The sequence below is a fragment of the Bacteroides sp. 1001302B_160321_D4 genome, from assembly GCF_015667765.1.
GTDB classification, from domain to species: domain Bacteria; phylum Bacteroidota; class Bacteroidia; order Bacteroidales; family Bacteroidaceae; genus Bacteroides; species Bacteroides xylanisolvens.
Window position 1 is genome coordinate 1 of record NZ_JADPLO010000093.1, and the last position, 17,966, is coordinate 17,966.

Consider the following 17,966-nt stretch of genomic DNA (forward strand, 5'->3'; position numbering starts at 1 on the left):
CCTACGCTATATAATTAAGCCCTTTCAGGGCACCCCAATAAATATATAATTGTAAGGCTTTCAGCCTAACCGATAAATTCTCATTTAACCGATAAATTCCCATTTATTATAGGCTGACAGGTTCGTATTTCAAACCAAATACATCGGCTACAGCTTTATAAACGATTTTTCCTTCTACAATATTCAGTCCAAGAGCCAATGCCGGATTATCTTTGCAGGCTTTTTTCCATCCCTTATTTGATAAAGCGATCACGTAGGGGAGGGTAGCATTAGTCAGTGCAAGAGTGGAAGTATAAGGTACGGCTCCCGGAATATTAGCTACTGCATAATGAACGATTCCGTCTACAATATAGGTCGGTGCACTGTGGGTGGTTGGGTGAGAAGTCTCGAAGCATCCTCCCTGGTCAATTGCTACATCTACTAATACTGTGCCGGGTTGCATCATCGAAAGCATCTCTTTAGTAATCAGATGTGGTGCTTTATCGCCGGGAATCAATACGGAACCGACAACTAAATCAACATCCGGCAATTCTTTTCTGATTCTTAGTTCGGATGCATACAATGTCTTTACATTCTTAGGAAGTGTTTCACTCAAATAGCGCAAACGTGCCAGATTTATATCTGTGATAGTGACGTCTGCCCCCATTCCCGCAGCCATTTGTGCAGCATTGCTACCTACGATTCCGCCACCTAAAATTAATACTTTAGCCGGTTTAACACCTGGCACACCTCCCAAAAGAATACCTTTTCCACCTTGCGGCTTTTCCAGGAAACGGGCACCTTCCTGAATAGACATACGTCCGGCAACTTCGCTCATCGGAATTAATAAAGGTAATGTGTGGTCTGCTTCTTCTACAGTTTCGTAAGCCAAGCATATTGATTTGTTGGAGAGCATGGCAAGGGTTAACTCCCTGTCGGAAGCAAAATGGAAATAAGTGAATAGTAACTGTCCTTTTCTTATTAAGTTATATTCAGTGATTATCGGCTCTTTCACCTTTACGATCATCTCGGCAGTGGCGTAAATATCTTCTATTGTTGGCAGGATATGTGCGCCGACAGCTTGATATGCTTCATCCGGAAAACCGCTATTTATTCCCGCTGTATGTTGGATAAATACCCGATGCCCTTGTTTTACCACTTCAGCCACTCCCGAAGGTGTCATGCCTACACGGTTCTCATTGTTTTTGATTTCCTTTGGTACTCCGATAATCATAATGTTGCGTATTAAAGATTTAACATGTTCGAAAGTACGAAACATCCCCTTACGTTGTTGTTCGTAAGGGGATGTTTTAGAACAGAATGTCTTCGCGTGTTGAGATGAATAAATGCGTAGAGTGGTTGTTTTATAGACATTCACTGCCCTGCTTGTTGATTTTCATGCTTTTTCCATAGAGACCCACTCGAGCTATGTTGTTATAAAAGGGTTCTGCAATATCGTACTTAAAAGGAAGTACTTCTTCATTGTCTTTGTTTATATACCCCCACTTGGACGACTGACTTTCAATACAAACAGCAGCCAATCCTTCAGAGAAAGAGCGTCCATTATCATATTCCAGGGGAATGACAACTTCTCCTTTCTTGTTAATGAATCCTACTTTGTTGTGTAGTGAGACGAGGGCTAATCCTTCCGCGAATTGTTCTATTTGACTGTAAGTCGGTGGAAGAATGTAGTTTCCTTGTCTGTCAATCAATCCCCATAATCCATCGTGGCATACCCGTGCACATTCTTGTTCAAACGAGTGAGCGGCTGTGTATTTAAACGGAATCTGTATTTGTCCGGTATGGTCGATGAATCCGTATTGAGAATTGAGTACTACCATCCCTAATCCTTCTTTAAAAGAGAAAGCCCGTTCGTACATTAGAGGAATGACAACGTCATATCCTTTATTGATGTATCCCCATTGGATTTTTCCTTTTACCGGAGCCAATCCTTCGGAGAAACGGCCAATTGCCGAGAAGCGCTTTTTCTTATTAGCTACCCCATAAGCTAAAAAAGAAGCGAAGAACTTTGTAATAGTGCTGCTCATTACCTTTATTGTTTGTGTGGTAAGCGTCCGGATACCATATATATACAAGAGAAGCGTGGACGTCGTTAGTTCATTCTATTCAAGGCTCTGGTAAACCTATTGGGAAATGAACAACAGAGTCCACGCCCTTGCATATAACAAAGACGTGAACGCTTAGTTGCCATTATCTCCCCAATTAAAGAATTTACCAGATTCTGAATAGAGATAATATTCTAAACGCTTCTACGTTATTAATCGTAATAAGTCGCTACAAAGATACGGATTTCTTGTTAAAGAACAATGCTTTTAGGGGATAAAGATTTAATGGTGAATGAGGTAGGTGTACAAAATGAGAAATGGCTAATAGATAGATTAAAAAAAGCTCCTTTTACGCTTTAGGTAAAGGGAGCTTTTTAGTCTATGATGTCAGGCGGTTTGTTTCTATGAAAAATGCTTGGTTATTAGTTTAAAAGTCCGGGATTAGCATCAATTGCATCTTGTGGAATACGCAATGTGTAACGGGAATCATCTTGTACAAGTGTGTAGGTTACATCTTCAATTTCTTTTTTGATTTCCGGTCGGGTAGTTCGGCGTAAATCAAACCAACGATGGCCTTCAAAAGCAAGCTCGCGAGCACGTTCTTTCAGAATTTCTGTGACTAGCTTTTCTTGGCTCATCGCATTTATTTCATTCTTTTTCTGCTCATAACCTTCTGATGTATAACGATTCTCTATTAGTTTCAAGAGCCGGGTACGTGCTTCAGGTAATTTGTTTAAATGTGCAGCAGCTTCTGCTGAATTTAAATAAAGCTCTCCGGTGCGGAAAGTACATTTGAATTTAGATTCACCACTTTTGATGGAAGTATAATTTCCATTTTTATTTGCTTGATAATACTTGTTTGGACGTAGATCTTTTCCTTCCTCATATTCTTGTAAAAATGAAGGGTAAAGTAAGAGTGATCCGGCATAATCGCTATTTGGAAAAACTTCATAGGCAGTGATCATTTCTACAGATGTAAATTCATTAGGAAGTTTGCCTCCTTCATCATTTAGGTTTACCAATGTCGATTTTCCGGCTAATACACGTTCCGAAGCTTCATAAGATTTGCTCCATTCACCCATGTATAAATATACCCGTGATTCCATAGCATCTACTGATAATGTTGAAAAACGGTATGAATATTGAATTTCCCATTCTTTTTTATTAATCAGTTTCCGTGCTGTTTCTATATCAGATAAAATAGAGGTATATATTTCCTTTACAGTATTTCTTGATGGTATTTCTTCTAAATCAGTATTGAGTTTTAGAGGAACTGCTTTGGTTTCTAATGCTCCGGTAGCTGTATAAGGTTGTCCATAAAGATTGACCAATATGAAATGCATATATGCTCTCATGAGGTAAGCTTCTCCAACTAATTGATTAATATCTTCTTGGCTTCCTTCTGATATTTCATCTTTTTTATCGATGATTGCGTTGGCATAATAGATATTGGTATAATAGGCCGCCCATCCAAATTGTCTCGTACTTGCATTCGGATTAACATCATTCCATTTTTCAACATCTCCTAAAGAATTTTTGGAAGTGGCATCAGACTGTAATATGGTTGCGATATCTGTTCTGATTTCGCATATTCCTCTGTCATTGAGTGCTGTATTGTAAGCTGTTGTGAATAAAGCTCTGTATTCAGCTAGCGTATTGGGAATTACTTGGCCTACTGGTTGTATGTCCAAATAACTATCACAGGAAGATAATAACAGGCTTCCTATTAATGTGAATATATAATATATTTTCTTTGTCATAATATATTTTTTAAAAGTTAAGACTTAGATTGAAGGTAATGGATTTGGGAACTGGGGTAGAGTATAGGTTGCCCATTGATTCCGGATCCATATAATTATCATAATTAGAGCTGATAACGAATAGGTTACGAGCCTCTAATCCTACAGTTGCTCCGCCGATACTTAGTTTATGAAGCCATTCGGATGGAACCCGGTAAGCAAGACGTATATTTTGTAGACGTACAAAGCTTAGCTTTTTTACCCAGATATCCAGTGATCTGTAAATGTCATTTCGAGTACTGAACAAGTAGTAGTCGGCCGGATTGTAATTGTACGTTGCTAATGCAGGGAACTTTCCTGTTGTATTTTCCGGTGTCCATCTATCCAGTATGTCTCTATTCATATTGCGCCCTGGGTCTAAGTCAGATACATTATAACTTGGAGTTGTTTTTACGTGTGCTCCAAAATTATATGAAAAATTCAGATTCAGTTCCCAATTTCGGTAATTGAACGTATTTAGAAAACCGCCCGTGTAGGGAGCATCTGACGTTCCAACATAGCTGTAAAAGTCTCTTTGTTCTTCAGTACTTGGTCCTATTTGGTAAGTGCCAAGACCATCTTCATTCGATGTCATTCTGAATAACTCTTCTACAGTGACAGCTTTTCCCTCTTTATTCTCAAGATAGATTTGTCCTGTATCAGGATTTATACCTTTTGTTTTTAGTGCAAAGATTGCACCTACGGGATATCCTTCCAGACTAGGAGTCACTTGGCTTTTATCTGTAAGTACTTTTAGTACTTTATTTTGATTATATGCGAAGTTGAAAGTAGTGTACCAAGAGAAGTTTTTAGTGGTGATATTACGTGTCTGCAGGTTTATTTCTACACCTTTATTTTCCATACTAGCCCAGTTTATAGACATATTAGTGAATCCATTTTCTAAAGCTAATGCTTTAGAACCAATTAAGTCTGTTCCTTTTCTATAGTAGTAATCTACACTAAGATTGATGGCTTGATTGAGTACAGAAAAATCTATTCCTAGATTGTAAGATGCTGTTTTTTCCCAGCGTAATTTACTGTTGGGAGCACTATTGATAATAATATTTTCTTCACTGTAACCTGGTAAAATATTCACATTATCATATTTTCCGACTAGGAATGGAGAGGTTCCCTTATCAATATTTCCTTGTAAGCCATAAGAAAGGCGAAGAGCTAAATTATCAACCCATTTGTATTGTCTAATGAACGACTCATTTGATAAACGCCATAGACCACTTACCGAATAGATTGGTAAGAAACGGTATTTCTTATCTACTCCGAATAAATCAGAACCATCCATGCGCACACTTCCTCCCAATGTATAACGATTCATTAAAGTATATGAACCATTGGCAAAGAAAGAAGCAAAAGCGTTTTCCTTGTACGATTTAGTTTTTAGATTCCAATCATTGGCTTGTGCTTCATCTTTAAATATGAGATTCTGGAATGTTAGTTTCTTGGGATCATATCCGTATCCGGTTGAGGCTTGGTTGTCTGCCCAGTTTTTGCGAATTTCCGAACCAGCCATTATTTGTATATCATGTATATCCCCAAATGTGTTTTTGTATTCTCCTTGGATTTTCCATGTGAGTTGTGAGGTTGTACTATTAGTTGTTTTAAGCATGCCTCCTTCTGGTATAAGATAGGTTTGTACACCATTTTTCCAATATTTATTGGTTTCACGTATATTCCTAATATTATATGAATTTATCCCGGCATATTCTTCTTGCGACAATTGATCCCATTGCACACCAATCTGTGAATAAACTTTCCACTGATCGTTAAAACGTAGCTGAACATCAAAGATAGAATTGATGGCTGTGGTGACAGATTCTTTATTGGTGTTTGCTCGTTCTTCGAATATATTAAAGCCTTGCTTTTCATCTGTTTCATTACTTCTGACTACGTCGTAATCGTAAAGGTAGTTTCCTTGTTCGTCAAACGGAGCAAAGTAAGGGTTGGCGATACGTGAATAATATATAGGGTTAATAAGTCCGTAAGTATCAGTCATAAATGTGTTATTCTTGCGTCTGTTGGCAAAAATAGACATTCCAATTTTTAATATTTTGTTGATTTGGTAAGACGTTTTACTGGTCAGATTAAAACGGCTCATGCTTACACCTGGTACATTTCCGTTTTCTTTGACATAACCAAGTGAGTTGTAATAAGTAACCTTTTCGCTACCACCAGAAATGCTAAAGTTATATTCTTGCGTAAAAGCATCTCTGAATAATATGTCATTCCAGTCTGTATTGATTGTTTTCAGTTTGTTTATAGCATTCTGTGCTTCAGGTGTAAGCCCGCCCCACCCTTGTTCTTTATAGATGTCTATTAAGTTATATTGCTTCATGATGGAAGCAACTTTTCCTTTTTCAGGAAATACGGGTATCGGATCTGTTAATCCCCATAATATGTCAAACCGGGCTTCTTTTAATAATTGAAGTTCCAAATCGACTTTCTCTTCCGAGTTTAGTAAGTTGAGTCGTGAAGTATTGAGATTTGGAGTATAAGTCAATTTAGTATTGAAGTTAATAACAGGTTTTCCGGTTTTTCCTCTTTTGGTTGTTACCACAATTACGCCATTTGCAGCACGTGCACCATAGATAGCAGTAGCAGCTGCATCTTTTAATATCGTAATACTTTCAATGTCGTTTGGACTTAAACCTGCGATAGAAGATTGTGACATATTTACGATGTCATTATCGTTGTCTTTGTTGATTTCCGGAATATCAGTCCCTTCCAAAGGTATTCCATCCAATACCCACAACGGGTCTTGTGTTCCATTCAGTGAAGCCGTGCCACGAATACGAATACGTGCTGGAGCTCCCGGTGCACCGGAAGTTGTCGTTACAGCCACACCGGCGATTTGTCCCGCTAATGCCTGGTCGATACTTTTTGCAGCACCTACCATTCCATCTGTTACATCTACTTTGGCAATGGCAGCAGTCAGTTTACGACGTTCCAGTTCTTGATAACCGGTTACTACGACGTCTCCCAATGTGTGTGCAGAAGCTTGAAGTACAATACGATAAGTATCTTTTCCTGCTTGCAAAACGATGTCTTGTTCTTCAAATCCGATATAACTACAATGTAACCTAGTCACCTTTTCCGGAATGGAAATGGAGAATTTACCATCCATATCAGTGATAGTACCTAGAGAAGTCTGTGATGCTCCGGCCTTTTTTAAGTCATCTGCGTTAACATATACGGAAGCGCCGATCAGAGGTTCATTATCTTCACCGGATATAACGACTCCGGTGATTGTACGATTAGCAGCGCTGGCAAAGGCCAGCGCATTTGCAAAGAGGCATATAAGAATGCACAAGTATTTTTTTCTCATTAATGTAGATAGTTAAAGTAATAAGTGGTTTTATTTGATTCCTAAAGCAGTATTAATACGCAGAATCATGTCCTCATAATGATAGCGTGCAGCAGTATCGGAAGTTCCGAGACGGTTCTGCAACAACTTCTTGATACGTAGTAATTCACCGCGTTTCACAGAGATAGCATCTGAAATACGGTTGAGCTGGCTGCCATAGAAATTGAGCACACGTGGAGCACCCATCCGGTCTTCCTGACGAAGTGCACGTTGTTCGGCAGCGTAACAGCTACAGAAAGGAGTAGCGTGGTCAAGCAAGAAATGCTCGTTGGCAATCTTCTTGTTGATTTTAACGGCTTCAGGTTCTGCAGCGGCTGTAAGTAATGCATCGAGGAAGTTTTTCTGCAAAGAACGTTCCATAACATTAGGGATACCACCGCGTTCGGTAACACCGAAAATGTTCTTATGAAGTCCGTCCATAAGTTCCACTACTGTAAAGGCCTTCTTTCCGTTGACAGATTCATTCTCTATCATACGCATCAAACGAGTATTGCCAAGTAAATCCCAAAGGATATAGGCTTGGGCGTTCTTTAAGATTTGTGTAGGAGCATTTTCCTGTTTTCCGATGGGGGTATTGCGAAGTAGATAAGTATATTGCCCCACTTCCGTGTCAAACAGCCATTTAGGGTATGTCAAAACTTCATCCATCAGAAATTTCAGTGAAGCTTGTTGTTTCTCTTTCTCTACGAATGTATAAGTTTTAACGCCGTCTCCTACAATTGTATTTTCAATGTAGATGCCACCAATATTGGCAAGGACATGATATAAATAGTTGTTCCATTGGTTGATTACAGCGTAGTAGAGGCGAGATGCTTCTTCATAAGTTTGTCCCTTCTCACCGGTAGTAGTCCATTGAAGAATTTGTGGAACGATACGTTTCAGATTCTCAATGCCAAGTAAAGAAGAGCGAACCGGATCATCACCTAAATCTTCGTTCTGTGCACGTGGATCTACCGCATCGCGGACATCCTGTGCTTCACTATATTTATAAAGCCGATCAGTATGTTTGCTCAAGAAATCGAATAAAATATCCTTTTCTTCTTCCGGAGTACTCTTTCCGTACCAACGATATCCATATTCGATAGCAAACATATCGTATGGACCGATATGCGGAGAAAGAACTTTCACGCCATCTCCAGGCTGTGCGATATAATTGAATCGTGCATAATCCATGATGGATGAAGCGGTTGAGTTCATTCTGGAAGTGAATGCTTCGGAACGTAATGAATCTGTCGGGAAAGCCCATGAACCCATCATATTGTGGCGGAGTCCTAAAGAGTGGCCTACCTCATGACAGGCGACGAATCGAATGGCATCTCCCATCAAAGCATCAGGCAATTGTACATTACGTGCTTCCGGACACACTGTTCCGGTCTGGACAGTAATCCATTCACGTACCATAGAAAGCACATTGTGCCACCACATAATATCAGCTTCCAGGATTTCTCCGGAACGGGGATCTAACAGAGAAGGTCCCATTGCATTTTTCTTTTCCGAAGCAGCATAAGTCAGTACGGAGTAGTTGACATCATCCATGTCTACATGCATACTGTCCGTGATTTCTTTGGCGATAATCGCATTCTTGAAACCAGCCTTTTCAAAGGCAATCTGCCAGTCCTCGATACCTTTCTTAATGTACGAACGCCATTGGTAAGGAGTTGAATTATCAATGTAGAAGACAATCGGTTTGGCAGGTTCCACCATCTGACCTTTCAGATAAGCCTCCCGATCTTCCGGTTTGGGTTCCATACGCCAGCGGGTGATATACTGTGTCTTATCCGTACGCTGCTGCGCATCACTGAAACTTAATAACGGATTCGTGAAATAACCGACCTTCTGATTGTCGAATCGTCCCATCATCGGCTTCTCGGGCAATAAGAGAATAGAAGAACTAACTTCCACCGTTACATAAACAGTAGTAGTACCTTCCGTTACCCGGGTAGTCAACTCGGAAGTTGCCACGACATTGTTTGAAAAGGATTTGATGGATAGAATACGTGATAAATTCTTGATAGCCGAAGTACCCAGATTAATATTGGTAAATACGTTATTGATACTGGTTTCCGTACCATCATAAATATCATTCACCTTGATTACTAATGCCGTAGAATCTGCATTGACTGCTTCGATCTTGAATGCGGCAATCAGCGGAGAGATAAAATTATCCTTTACCGAACGGAAGATAGCGTCCGTTTGGGGGGCCAGAGGTAATGGACGTTGTTGGCGTAACATTAGTTTGCCCGTCGCTTTGTCCCATTCCATGCAAACCATCTGGTTTTCATAGTTTACTCCGCGGTTTACGCCCGCATCATTAAGTTCGGCAGGAACTCGTTGCAGCTTATTGACAACTAATAAGTCACGTCCCAAAAGTGAGGTGGGAATTTCAAAATAATAATCATTCTTCTTTTGATGTACAGCAAACATCCCTTTGGTCGTTTTACTGTCTTCCACTAATTTCTCGTAGTCGCTTTTACTCTTCTCTTCTTTCTCTTCTGGTTTTTTCTTTTTCTTTTTAAACCAACTCAGATTTTCTGTAGCGGGGGTAGTTGCAAATGCCGAGAGCGCTTCTCCACTCAGCAATATACATGCAATGACCGCTGCCATTACTTTTACATACATTCTCATTGAGTTTCTAACTTTTAATTATAATTAAAAAACGGCTACAAAAGTACTAATATAAATAACATAATGACTACTAATTTGCAATGAATATAACATTAAAAAGAAATATTAACTAGTATCTACGGTCATCATTCTCCTCGGATATTTCATAGTTTAGTGGGAATAGTGTACATTTGCGGGAGTAAAAAAGTGAACGGAATGATGAGACGATATATCACTGCTTTGATGTTGGCTTGCTGCATCGGAGGGTATGGACAAGAGAAGAAGCAAGTAACCTTTGTACCTCCTTTTGACTTTCCTCTTACATTGAGTGGGAACTTTGGAGAAATCCGCTCCAATCACTTCCACGGCGGACTGGATTTTAAGACAGGCGGAGTTATCGGTAAACCCGTTCGTGCTCTCGCTGATGGCTATATTTCGCGTATTCGCGTCACGAATGGTTCGGGATATGTACTTGATGTCTGTTATCACAATGGCTATTCAACGATCAACCGCCATTTGAGTGGTTTTGTTTCTCCCATTGCCGAAAGGGTGGAGAAACTTCAATATGAAGAAGAAAGCTGGGAAGTAGAGATTGTTCCCGAACCGGGAAAATATCCGGTGAAAGGAGGCCAGCAGATCGCATGGAGCGGAAATACCGGATATTCGTTCGGTCCGCATCTTCACCTGGATGTATTTGAAACGGAATCGGGAGATTATATTGACCCTATGCCTTTCTTTCAATCGAAAATAAAAGATACGCGTGCTCCGAAAGCGGATGGTATCCTATTTTTTCCACAACTGGGTAAAGGAGTAGTGGATGGAAAGCAAGAGAATAAAACCATCCTTCCCAATAGTGAGCGTCTGGTGGAAGCATGGGGAGTGATAGGCGTGGGGATCAAAGCATACGATTACATGGATGGAGTGAATAACCATTATGGAGTTTATTCGGTTGTGCTTACGGTAGATGGAAATGAAATATTTCGCAGCACCGTAGATCGCTTCTCGCAGGAAGAGAACCGGATGATTAATTCCTGGACTTACGGGCAATATATGAAATCTTTCATTGATCCGGGCAACACTTTGCGTCTACTAAAAGCATCGAATGATAACCGTGGCTTGGTGACGATTGATGAGGAACGGGACTATCAGTTCTTATATACATTAAAAGATGCTTTCGGAAACACTTCCAAATATACTTTCACCGTACGGGGTCGGAAACAGCCGATTGAACCGTTGAATCATCGGGAGAAATATTATTTTACCTGGAATAAGACTAATTATCTGCAAGAACCGGGATTGAACCTGGTTGTTCCGAAAGGAATGTTGTATGATGATGTTCCCCTCAATTATCAGGTGAAGGCGGATAGTGGTGCCGTTGCTTTTACTTATCAGCTGAATGATAAGGCGGTTCCGCTGCATGCAGCTTGTGAACTGTGTATCGGGTTGCGTAGAAAACCAATTGCCGATACGACGAAATATTATGTGGCCCGCATAACTCCCAAAGGAGGAAAGTACAGCGTAGGCGGAAAGTATGAAGACGGATACATGAAAGCATCTATCCGGGAGTTGGGAACTTACACTGTTGCCATCGATACCATCCCGCCGGAGATTATCCCTGTCAACAAGAATCAGTGGGGAAGAAACGGAAAGATTGTCTATCGTTTGAAAGATCAGGGCGCGGGAATTGCTTCCTATCGTGGAACGATTGACGGAAAGTATGCGCTTTTCGGACGTCCCAATATTGTGAAATCATACTGGGAATGTACGTTGGACCCCAAACGCGTAAAGAAAGGAGGCAAGCATACTGTTGAATTTACAGTGACCGACTATTGTGGGAATGAAACAGTGGCCCGTGAAAGCTTTGTTTGGTAAATTATTAAAAGTGAATCATATATTTATTATGAAGAGAAGAATTATTCTTTGTGCCGCCGTATTGATGGCGGCTGTGGCGAACACCTTCGCCTGCACCAACCTGATTGTCGGAAAGAATGCGTCTGCCGATGGCTCGACGATTGTTTCCTATTCTGCCGACTCGTATGGCTTATTCGGAGAACTTTATCATTATCCGGCTGCTACCTATCCAAAAGGTACGATGCTGAAAGTTTATGAATGGGATACCGGCAAGTATCTGGGAGAAATAGAGCAGGCACGCCAGACTTACAATGTAGTCGGTAATATGAATGAATATCAGGTTACCATTGGTGAGACAACTTTCGGCGGACGTCCGGAATTGGCCGATTCTACAGGGATTATCGATTACGGAAGTCTGATTTATATCGGTTTGCAACGTTCGCGCACTGCCCGTGAAGCAATTAAGATCATGACCGACTTAGTGCAGCAATACGGCTATTATAGCGAAGGAGAATCCTTTACTATTGCCGATCCGAACGAAATATGGATTATGGAAATGATTGGTAAAGGTCCCGGCATCCGTGGAGCAGTTTGGGTAGCTGTACGTGTGCCCGATGATTGTATTTCGGCCCATGCCAACCAGTCACGTATCCACCAGTTTGATATGAACGACAAGGAAAACTGCATGTACTCTCCGGATGTCGTTTCTTTTGCCCGTGAGAAGGGATATTTTAATGGAGTAAACAAAGACTTTAGCTTTTCATTAGCTTATGCGCCTCTTGATTTCGGTGCCCGCCGTTTTTGTGAGGCTCGCGTGTGGAGCTATTTTAATAAGTTCACAGATAACGGAAAAGATTATCTTCCTTACATTGAGGGAAAGACCAATACGCCGATGCCTCTTTTTGTGAAACCAAAACATAAGTTATCCGTGCAAGATGTGAAAGATATGATGCGTGACCATTATGAAGGAACGCCTCTTGACATCTCCAATGATTTCGGAGCCGGACCTTATAAGACACCTTATCGTCTTTCTCCTCTGAACTTCAAAGTAGACGGCCAGGAATATTTCAACGAACGTCCGATTTCCACTCAACAAAGCGGGTTTGTATTTGTTGCACAAATGCGGGCTCATAAGCCGGACCCGATAGGCGGTGTACTTTGGTTTGGCGTGGATGATGCGAACATGGCTGTATTTACCCCGGTTTATTGTTGTGCTACTAAAGTGCCGGTATGTTATACCCGTGTAGATGGGGCCGATTATATTACTTTCTCCTGGAATTCTGCTTTCTGGATTTTCAACTGGGTATCTAATATGGTCTATCCGCGTTATGATTTGATGATCGGTGATGTACGGGAAGCGCAGAAAGAAATGGAAACTACTTTCAACAATGCACAGGAAGGCATTGAAGAAATGGCTGCCAAACTGCTGGCAAAAGATAAGAACGCAGCAGTTGACTTTCTGACAAACTATACAAATATGACCGCACAGAGCACTTTCGATACTTGGAAACAATTGGGTACATTCTTGATTGTGAAGTACAATGATGGAGTGGTGAAACGTGTTAAAGACGGTAAGTTTGAGCGTAATTCTATCGGACAACCTGCCGGAGTGATGCGTCCCGGTTATCCGAAAGAATTTTTGCAGGAATATGTCAAGCAGACTGGTGACAGATATTTGGTAAAATGAAGAATTAAGAATGAAAAATGAAGAATTATGCTTTGCAAATATGTCTTATAATGCGATTCTTCATTTTTCATTCTTAATTCTTCATTAAATAACTAGGAATTATAAACTTATTATTTTACATTTGTGTGCTCAAGAAATTGATAATAAATAATTCATTAACCAATAAATAACAATCGAAATGGAAAATCAGGAACTTATTAAACAGGTCACTGAAAAAGCCGAAAAATGGCTAACCCCGGCTTATGATGCTGAAACCCAGGCTGAAGTGAAACGTATGTTGGAAAACGATGATAAAACCGAACTAATTGAAGCTTTCTACAAAGATCTTGAATTTGGTACTGGTGGTCTGCGTGGTATTATGGGTGTAGGTAGCAATCGTATGAATATCTATACGGTAGGTGCTGCCACTCAAGGACTTTCCAACTATCTGAAAAAGAACTTCAAAGACCTGCCGCAGATTTCTGTAGTAGTAGGTCACGATTGCCGCAACAACAGCCGTTTGTTTGCGGAAACTTCTGCTAATATTTTCTCTGCCAATGGTATCAAAGTATATCTGTTTGACGACATGCGTCCGACACCGGAAATGTCTTTCGCCATCCGTCACCTCGGTTGCCAAAGCGGTATCATCCTGACTGCTTCTCACAATCCGAAAGAATACAACGGTTACAAGGCATATTGGGACGATGGTGCACAGGTATTGGCTCCACACGATAAAGGTATCATCGACGAAGTGAATGCAATTGCTTCTGCTGCCGATATTAAATTCCAGGGAAATCCGGATTTGATTCAGATTATCGGTGAAGACATCGATAAGATTTATCTGGATATGGTGAAAACTGTTTCTATTGATCCGGCAGCTATCGCCCGTCACAAAGATATGAAGATTGTCTATACTCCGATTCATGGTACAGGTATGATGTTGATTCCTCGTGCATTGAAAATGTGGGGATTCGAAAACGTATTTACTGTGCCCGAACAGATGATTAAGGACGGTAACTTCCCGACTGTCGTATCTCCGAACCCGGAAAACGCGGAAGCTCTTTCTATGGCTGTAAACCTTGCCAAAGAAATTGATGCTGACCTCGTTATGGCTTCCGACCCGGATGCTGACCGTGTGGGTATTGCTTGCAAGGATGATAAAGGCGAATGGGTACTGATTAATGGTAATCAGACTTGTATGATGTACCTTTATTATATTCTGACACAGTACAAACAACTGGGTAAGATTAAAGGTGGCGAGTTCTGTGTGAAGACAATCGTTACAACTGAATTAATCAAGAAGATCGCAGATAAGAACAATATCGAAATGCTTGACTGCTACACCGGATTTAAATGGATTGCCCGTGAAATCCGTCTGCGTGAAGGCAAACAGAAATATATAGGTGGTGGTGAAGAAAGCTACGGATTCCTTGCCGAAGATTTCGTTCGCGATAAAGATGCCGTATCAGCTTGCTGTTTGATTGCTGAAGTTGCTGCATGGGCAAAAGATAATGGTAAATCCTTGTATCAGTTGTTGCTGGATATCTACGTAGAATACGGATTCTCTAAAGAGTTTACTGTAAACGTAGTGAAACCGGGTAAGAGCGGTGCAGAAGAAATCAAAGCTATGATGGAGAACTTCCGTGCCAATCCTCCGAAAGAATTGGGTGGCTCTAAAGTGATCTTGAGCAAAGATTATAAGACACTGAAACAGACAGATGATAAAGGTAACGTAACTGCAATCGATATGCCGGAACCATCTAACGTACTTCAATATTTCACTGAAGACGGTAGCAAAGTTTCTGTTCGTCCTTCAGGTACAGAACCGAAGATTAAGTTCTATATGGAAGTTCAGGGTGAAATGGGTTGCCGCAATTGTTATGCTTCTGCCGAATCTGCTGCAATGGAAAAGATTGAAGCAGTGAAGAAATCATTGGGTATCTGATTTTGTTTCTTCTGAAATTTCAGATATAGATAACGAAAGATAAATAATAAATAGCGCCTCCATGGTCTTTTCGAAGATTATGGAGGCGCTTCTTTTTCTCTATACATAGCCCTGATTCTGTCTATTTTCGGGCTTTTTCCCCAACTTGGCACAGTTCTTTCATTTCCTTTGCATTCTTTAAGTCCACTTGCTAATCCTTCTTGCGAGAATCTTGTTGTATTGACATCATCTCAATTTCAACCCGCAGGCTGCGGATACACATGTTTTGTTGATGCTTTAGAGTGATACGTTCAGTTTCATATTCGTAAGTTGTTCGTTTGTAGTTATGTGTATTTCGTGGCCTGCTTTCTTAGTCTATTTTTCAGTCAGTGCTATTTCTTTTTTTTCTGTCATTTCTTCGTGCCTATCCAAGTCCATTTATGCCATATTGTTTCCAATGGTCCTTGTTTATGTTTAGACAGCCACCATTTGCAGAACCGAACTTGCGCTAGGAAAAGAATAATACCGATAATCAGGCTAAGAGTATATCCACAGTAAGGAGCAAGATAGAATCCGAATGGGAAATAGATAATGGCTCCCAAAATAGATTGAGAAATATAATTGGTCAAGCTCATTTTTCCGTAGAATCGCAGATTAGATACAGTTTTCTTGAACTGATCCTTCTGATAAAGCAACACGAAAGAAGCAACAAGTACAATCGTAAATGCAAATTTCTGCCACATATCAAAGGCAGTACCTACCGTTTGCTGAATTAAACTGCTGTCACTTTGCATGATCTGTTCTTTCAGAGAATACAGTGGCGCGAAACTGATAGCTGCAATAATAAGTGCTTTCATCCAGAACTTCAAATGAGATTCGGTAGTTACGAACAATTCTTTGCGTCCGATATATAAGCCAAACAGGAAAAGTCCGGCAGTCTGTAAGAAACGTCCGGCACCGATAGCCCAAAACAGGCTTGCTTTCTGTCCTAAAGTAACATTACCTATCAGAAAATCCCAAAAGTTTCCGGCTTTGGTGTATTCCGCTACTTCAGCATACATGGCTCCGACATTCAAATCGGGTAGGGTATAAGCAGGATTGAAAAGGCTCATTATATAATGAAACCATTCAATCGGTTGCAGTGAAAACAAGATGGCGGTGATTAGAATCGCTTTGTCACTCCATTTACGTACGATAAATAGTACAAGACTGACTACAACAAACAGAAGCAGGACATCTCCTGCCGGGAAGAAAGCAGCATTCAAAGTAGCGAATCCTGCCAGTAATGTCATTCTCCATAAAAAGCGGTAACCAAAATCTTTTCCTTTCAACTGCTGGTTGTGCGACTGGATATAGAAAGTGAATCCGAAAAGCAGAGCGAATATGGCATAAGACTTTCCGGCAAGCAGTGAAAATGTCGCATTAAATACTCCGGCATCCAAAATGGTGAGCCATTCAGGAGAACTTTCCGGATATACGGGGAAAATGAAATGCTCCAGGTTATGAACCAGAAGGATGGCCATTACAGCAAATCCTCTAAGAGCATCTACTACTTCAATTCGGGGTGTTTTTGTTGATAATTCCATGGGGCTAATTTATGATTGTTTTTAGTAAATGTTCATTTTACCCATCTCTAAGCAGGCTTCGGGAACATACTGACGGATTCCTTTGATGATATTTTCCATGTTTGATTTATTCATTTGGATGCTCTATCCACCAATCAATCATCTTTCGGGCAAGACTAAGTTTTCTGGGAAGTTCGGGTAAATTGTCTCTTGTATAAAAGTCTCCCGAACTCAATTCTTCATCTTGGAGGTTGATTTCCCCTCCGGCATAATCAGCAATAAAGCCGACCATTAGTCCGCTGGGATAAGGCCAGGGCTGATTACCGAAATAAGTGATATTCTTTACATCCAGTCCGGTTTCTTCTTTCACTTCACGTGCTACACATTCTTCTAGCGTTTCTCCGGTTTCCAGAAATCCGGCAACGAGACTGTTGAATGTTCCTTTAAAATTGCGGGCGTGCACTAAGAGTAGTGAATCTTTTTTTCTCACTAATACAAGAATCGCTGTGGAAATGGAAGGATATACCTCCCGGTCACATTTCGGACAACGCTTCATGATAGATTCTTTCTGTTCCATAGGCGTGCCGCAGGCGGAACAAAAGCGGCTGTTTCTATCCCAATGCAGAATCTCATATGCTTTTCCTGCTGTCTGATAATGAGACAAAGGAAGATATTCATAGGAGGCACGAAGCCCTATCATGATCCATTGCTCCGATTCTTCAATGGGAGAGGAGAGGGAGAAAGCCTTGCAGTTTCTCCCTTCCAGTGTAGTGATATTGTGTACGGTTGTTTTTTCTTTAATAACAATAGGAGAGCTTTCTCCACACGGGATGGCATATATGCCATCCTCTTTTTTCTCAAGAAGCAGTTGGTCTTTGTAAAAGATAAACCACCATGATTGTGCTGTCTGATTCATTTTAATTCTAATTCTTGATCTTCGCGCTGCGAAGTTATAAAAAAACTAGATTGATATTTAGACTTATCAGATAAAATACAGGGCAACTGCACCAAAATTTGATTCATAACCGTGCAGAAATCAGCTAAATGATAATTTTGCGGAGTGCCCTGAAAGGGCTTAATTATATAGCGTAGGGCAACGCCCTACGTAAAAACGACAATCTGAATTTGCGCCCTGAAAGGGCATAATTGTATAC

Annotated in this window: 10 protein-coding genes; 3 read left to right on the forward strand and 7 right to left on the reverse strand. The window is 40.6% G+C overall.

Translation table 11 applies throughout. The features are described from left to right. Window positions 1-106: 106 nt before the first annotated feature. The 5 genes from ald to KFO40_RS23830 form a co-directional block, all read right to left on the reverse strand. Window positions 107-1,213 (reverse strand): alanine dehydrogenase, encoded by a 1,107-nt coding sequence (ald, locus tag KFO40_RS23810; protein ID WP_009040811.1) that lies wholly within the window; start codon window positions 1,211-1,213, stop codon window positions 107-109. Between the two features lie 130 nt (window positions 1,214-1,343). After that, window positions 1,344-2,027 (reverse strand): WG repeat-containing protein, encoded by a 684-nt coding sequence (locus KFO40_RS23815; RefSeq protein ID WP_128859781.1) that lies wholly within the window; start codon window positions 2,025-2,027, stop codon window positions 1,344-1,346. A gap of 440 nt (window positions 2,028-2,467) precedes the next feature. Further along, entirely contained in the window at window positions 2,468-3,805 is a 1,338-nt protein-coding gene (locus KFO40_RS23820; RefSeq protein ID WP_004304248.1) for a RagB/SusD family nutrient uptake outer membrane protein, read from the reverse strand. A 10-nt stretch (window positions 3,806-3,815) separates the two neighbouring features. Further along, on the reverse strand, window positions 3,816-7,163 hold the full coding sequence (locus KFO40_RS23825; RefSeq protein ID WP_211146864.1) for a SusC/RagA family TonB-linked outer membrane protein: 3,348 nt from the start codon (window positions 7,161-7,163) through the stop codon (window positions 3,816-3,818). Between the two features lie 30 nt (window positions 7,164-7,193). Beyond that, complete coding sequence (locus KFO40_RS23830; protein ID WP_049702427.1) at window positions 7,194-9,827, reverse strand: zinc-dependent metalloprotease; 2,634 nt, start codon at window positions 9,825-9,827, stop codon at window positions 7,194-7,196. Between the two features lie 198 nt (window positions 9,828-10,025). On the opposite strand from KFO40_RS23830, the gene KFO40_RS23835 reads away from it, so the two are divergent. From KFO40_RS23835 to KFO40_RS23845, 3 genes are all read left to right on the forward strand, one after another. After that, entirely contained in the window at window positions 10,026-11,678 is a 1,653-nt protein-coding gene (locus KFO40_RS23835; protein ID WP_128859760.1) for a M23 family metallopeptidase, read from the forward strand. A 28-nt stretch (window positions 11,679-11,706) separates the two neighbouring features. Further along, on the forward strand, window positions 11,707-13,344 hold the full coding sequence (locus KFO40_RS23840; RefSeq protein WP_053095326.1) for a C69 family dipeptidase: 1,638 nt from the start codon (window positions 11,707-11,709) through the stop codon (window positions 13,342-13,344). A gap of 178 nt (window positions 13,345-13,522) precedes the next feature. Further along, window positions 13,523-15,268 carry a phospho-sugar mutase gene (locus KFO40_RS23845; RefSeq protein ID WP_004300737.1) on the forward strand — a complete coding sequence of 582 codons (1,746 nt, stop codon included), beginning with the start codon at window positions 13,523-13,525 and terminating at the stop codon, window positions 15,266-15,268. 389 nt (window positions 15,269-15,657) lie between these two features. On the opposite strand, the gene KFO40_RS23850 is transcribed toward KFO40_RS23845, so the two are convergent. Together KFO40_RS23850 and nudC are read right to left on the reverse strand one after the other, a co-directional pair. Next, a complete protein-coding gene (locus KFO40_RS23850) occupies window positions 15,658-16,833 on the reverse strand; it encodes a DUF418 domain-containing protein (RefSeq protein WP_128859758.1) in 1,176 nt (391 codons plus the stop codon). Window positions 16,834-16,939: 106 nt separating this feature from the next. Continuing rightward, on the reverse strand, window positions 16,940-17,734 hold the full coding sequence (nudC, locus tag KFO40_RS23855) for an NAD(+) diphosphatase (protein WP_255353100.1): 795 nt from the start codon (window positions 17,732-17,734) through the stop codon (window positions 16,940-16,942). Window positions 17,735-17,966: the final 232 nt, after the last annotated feature.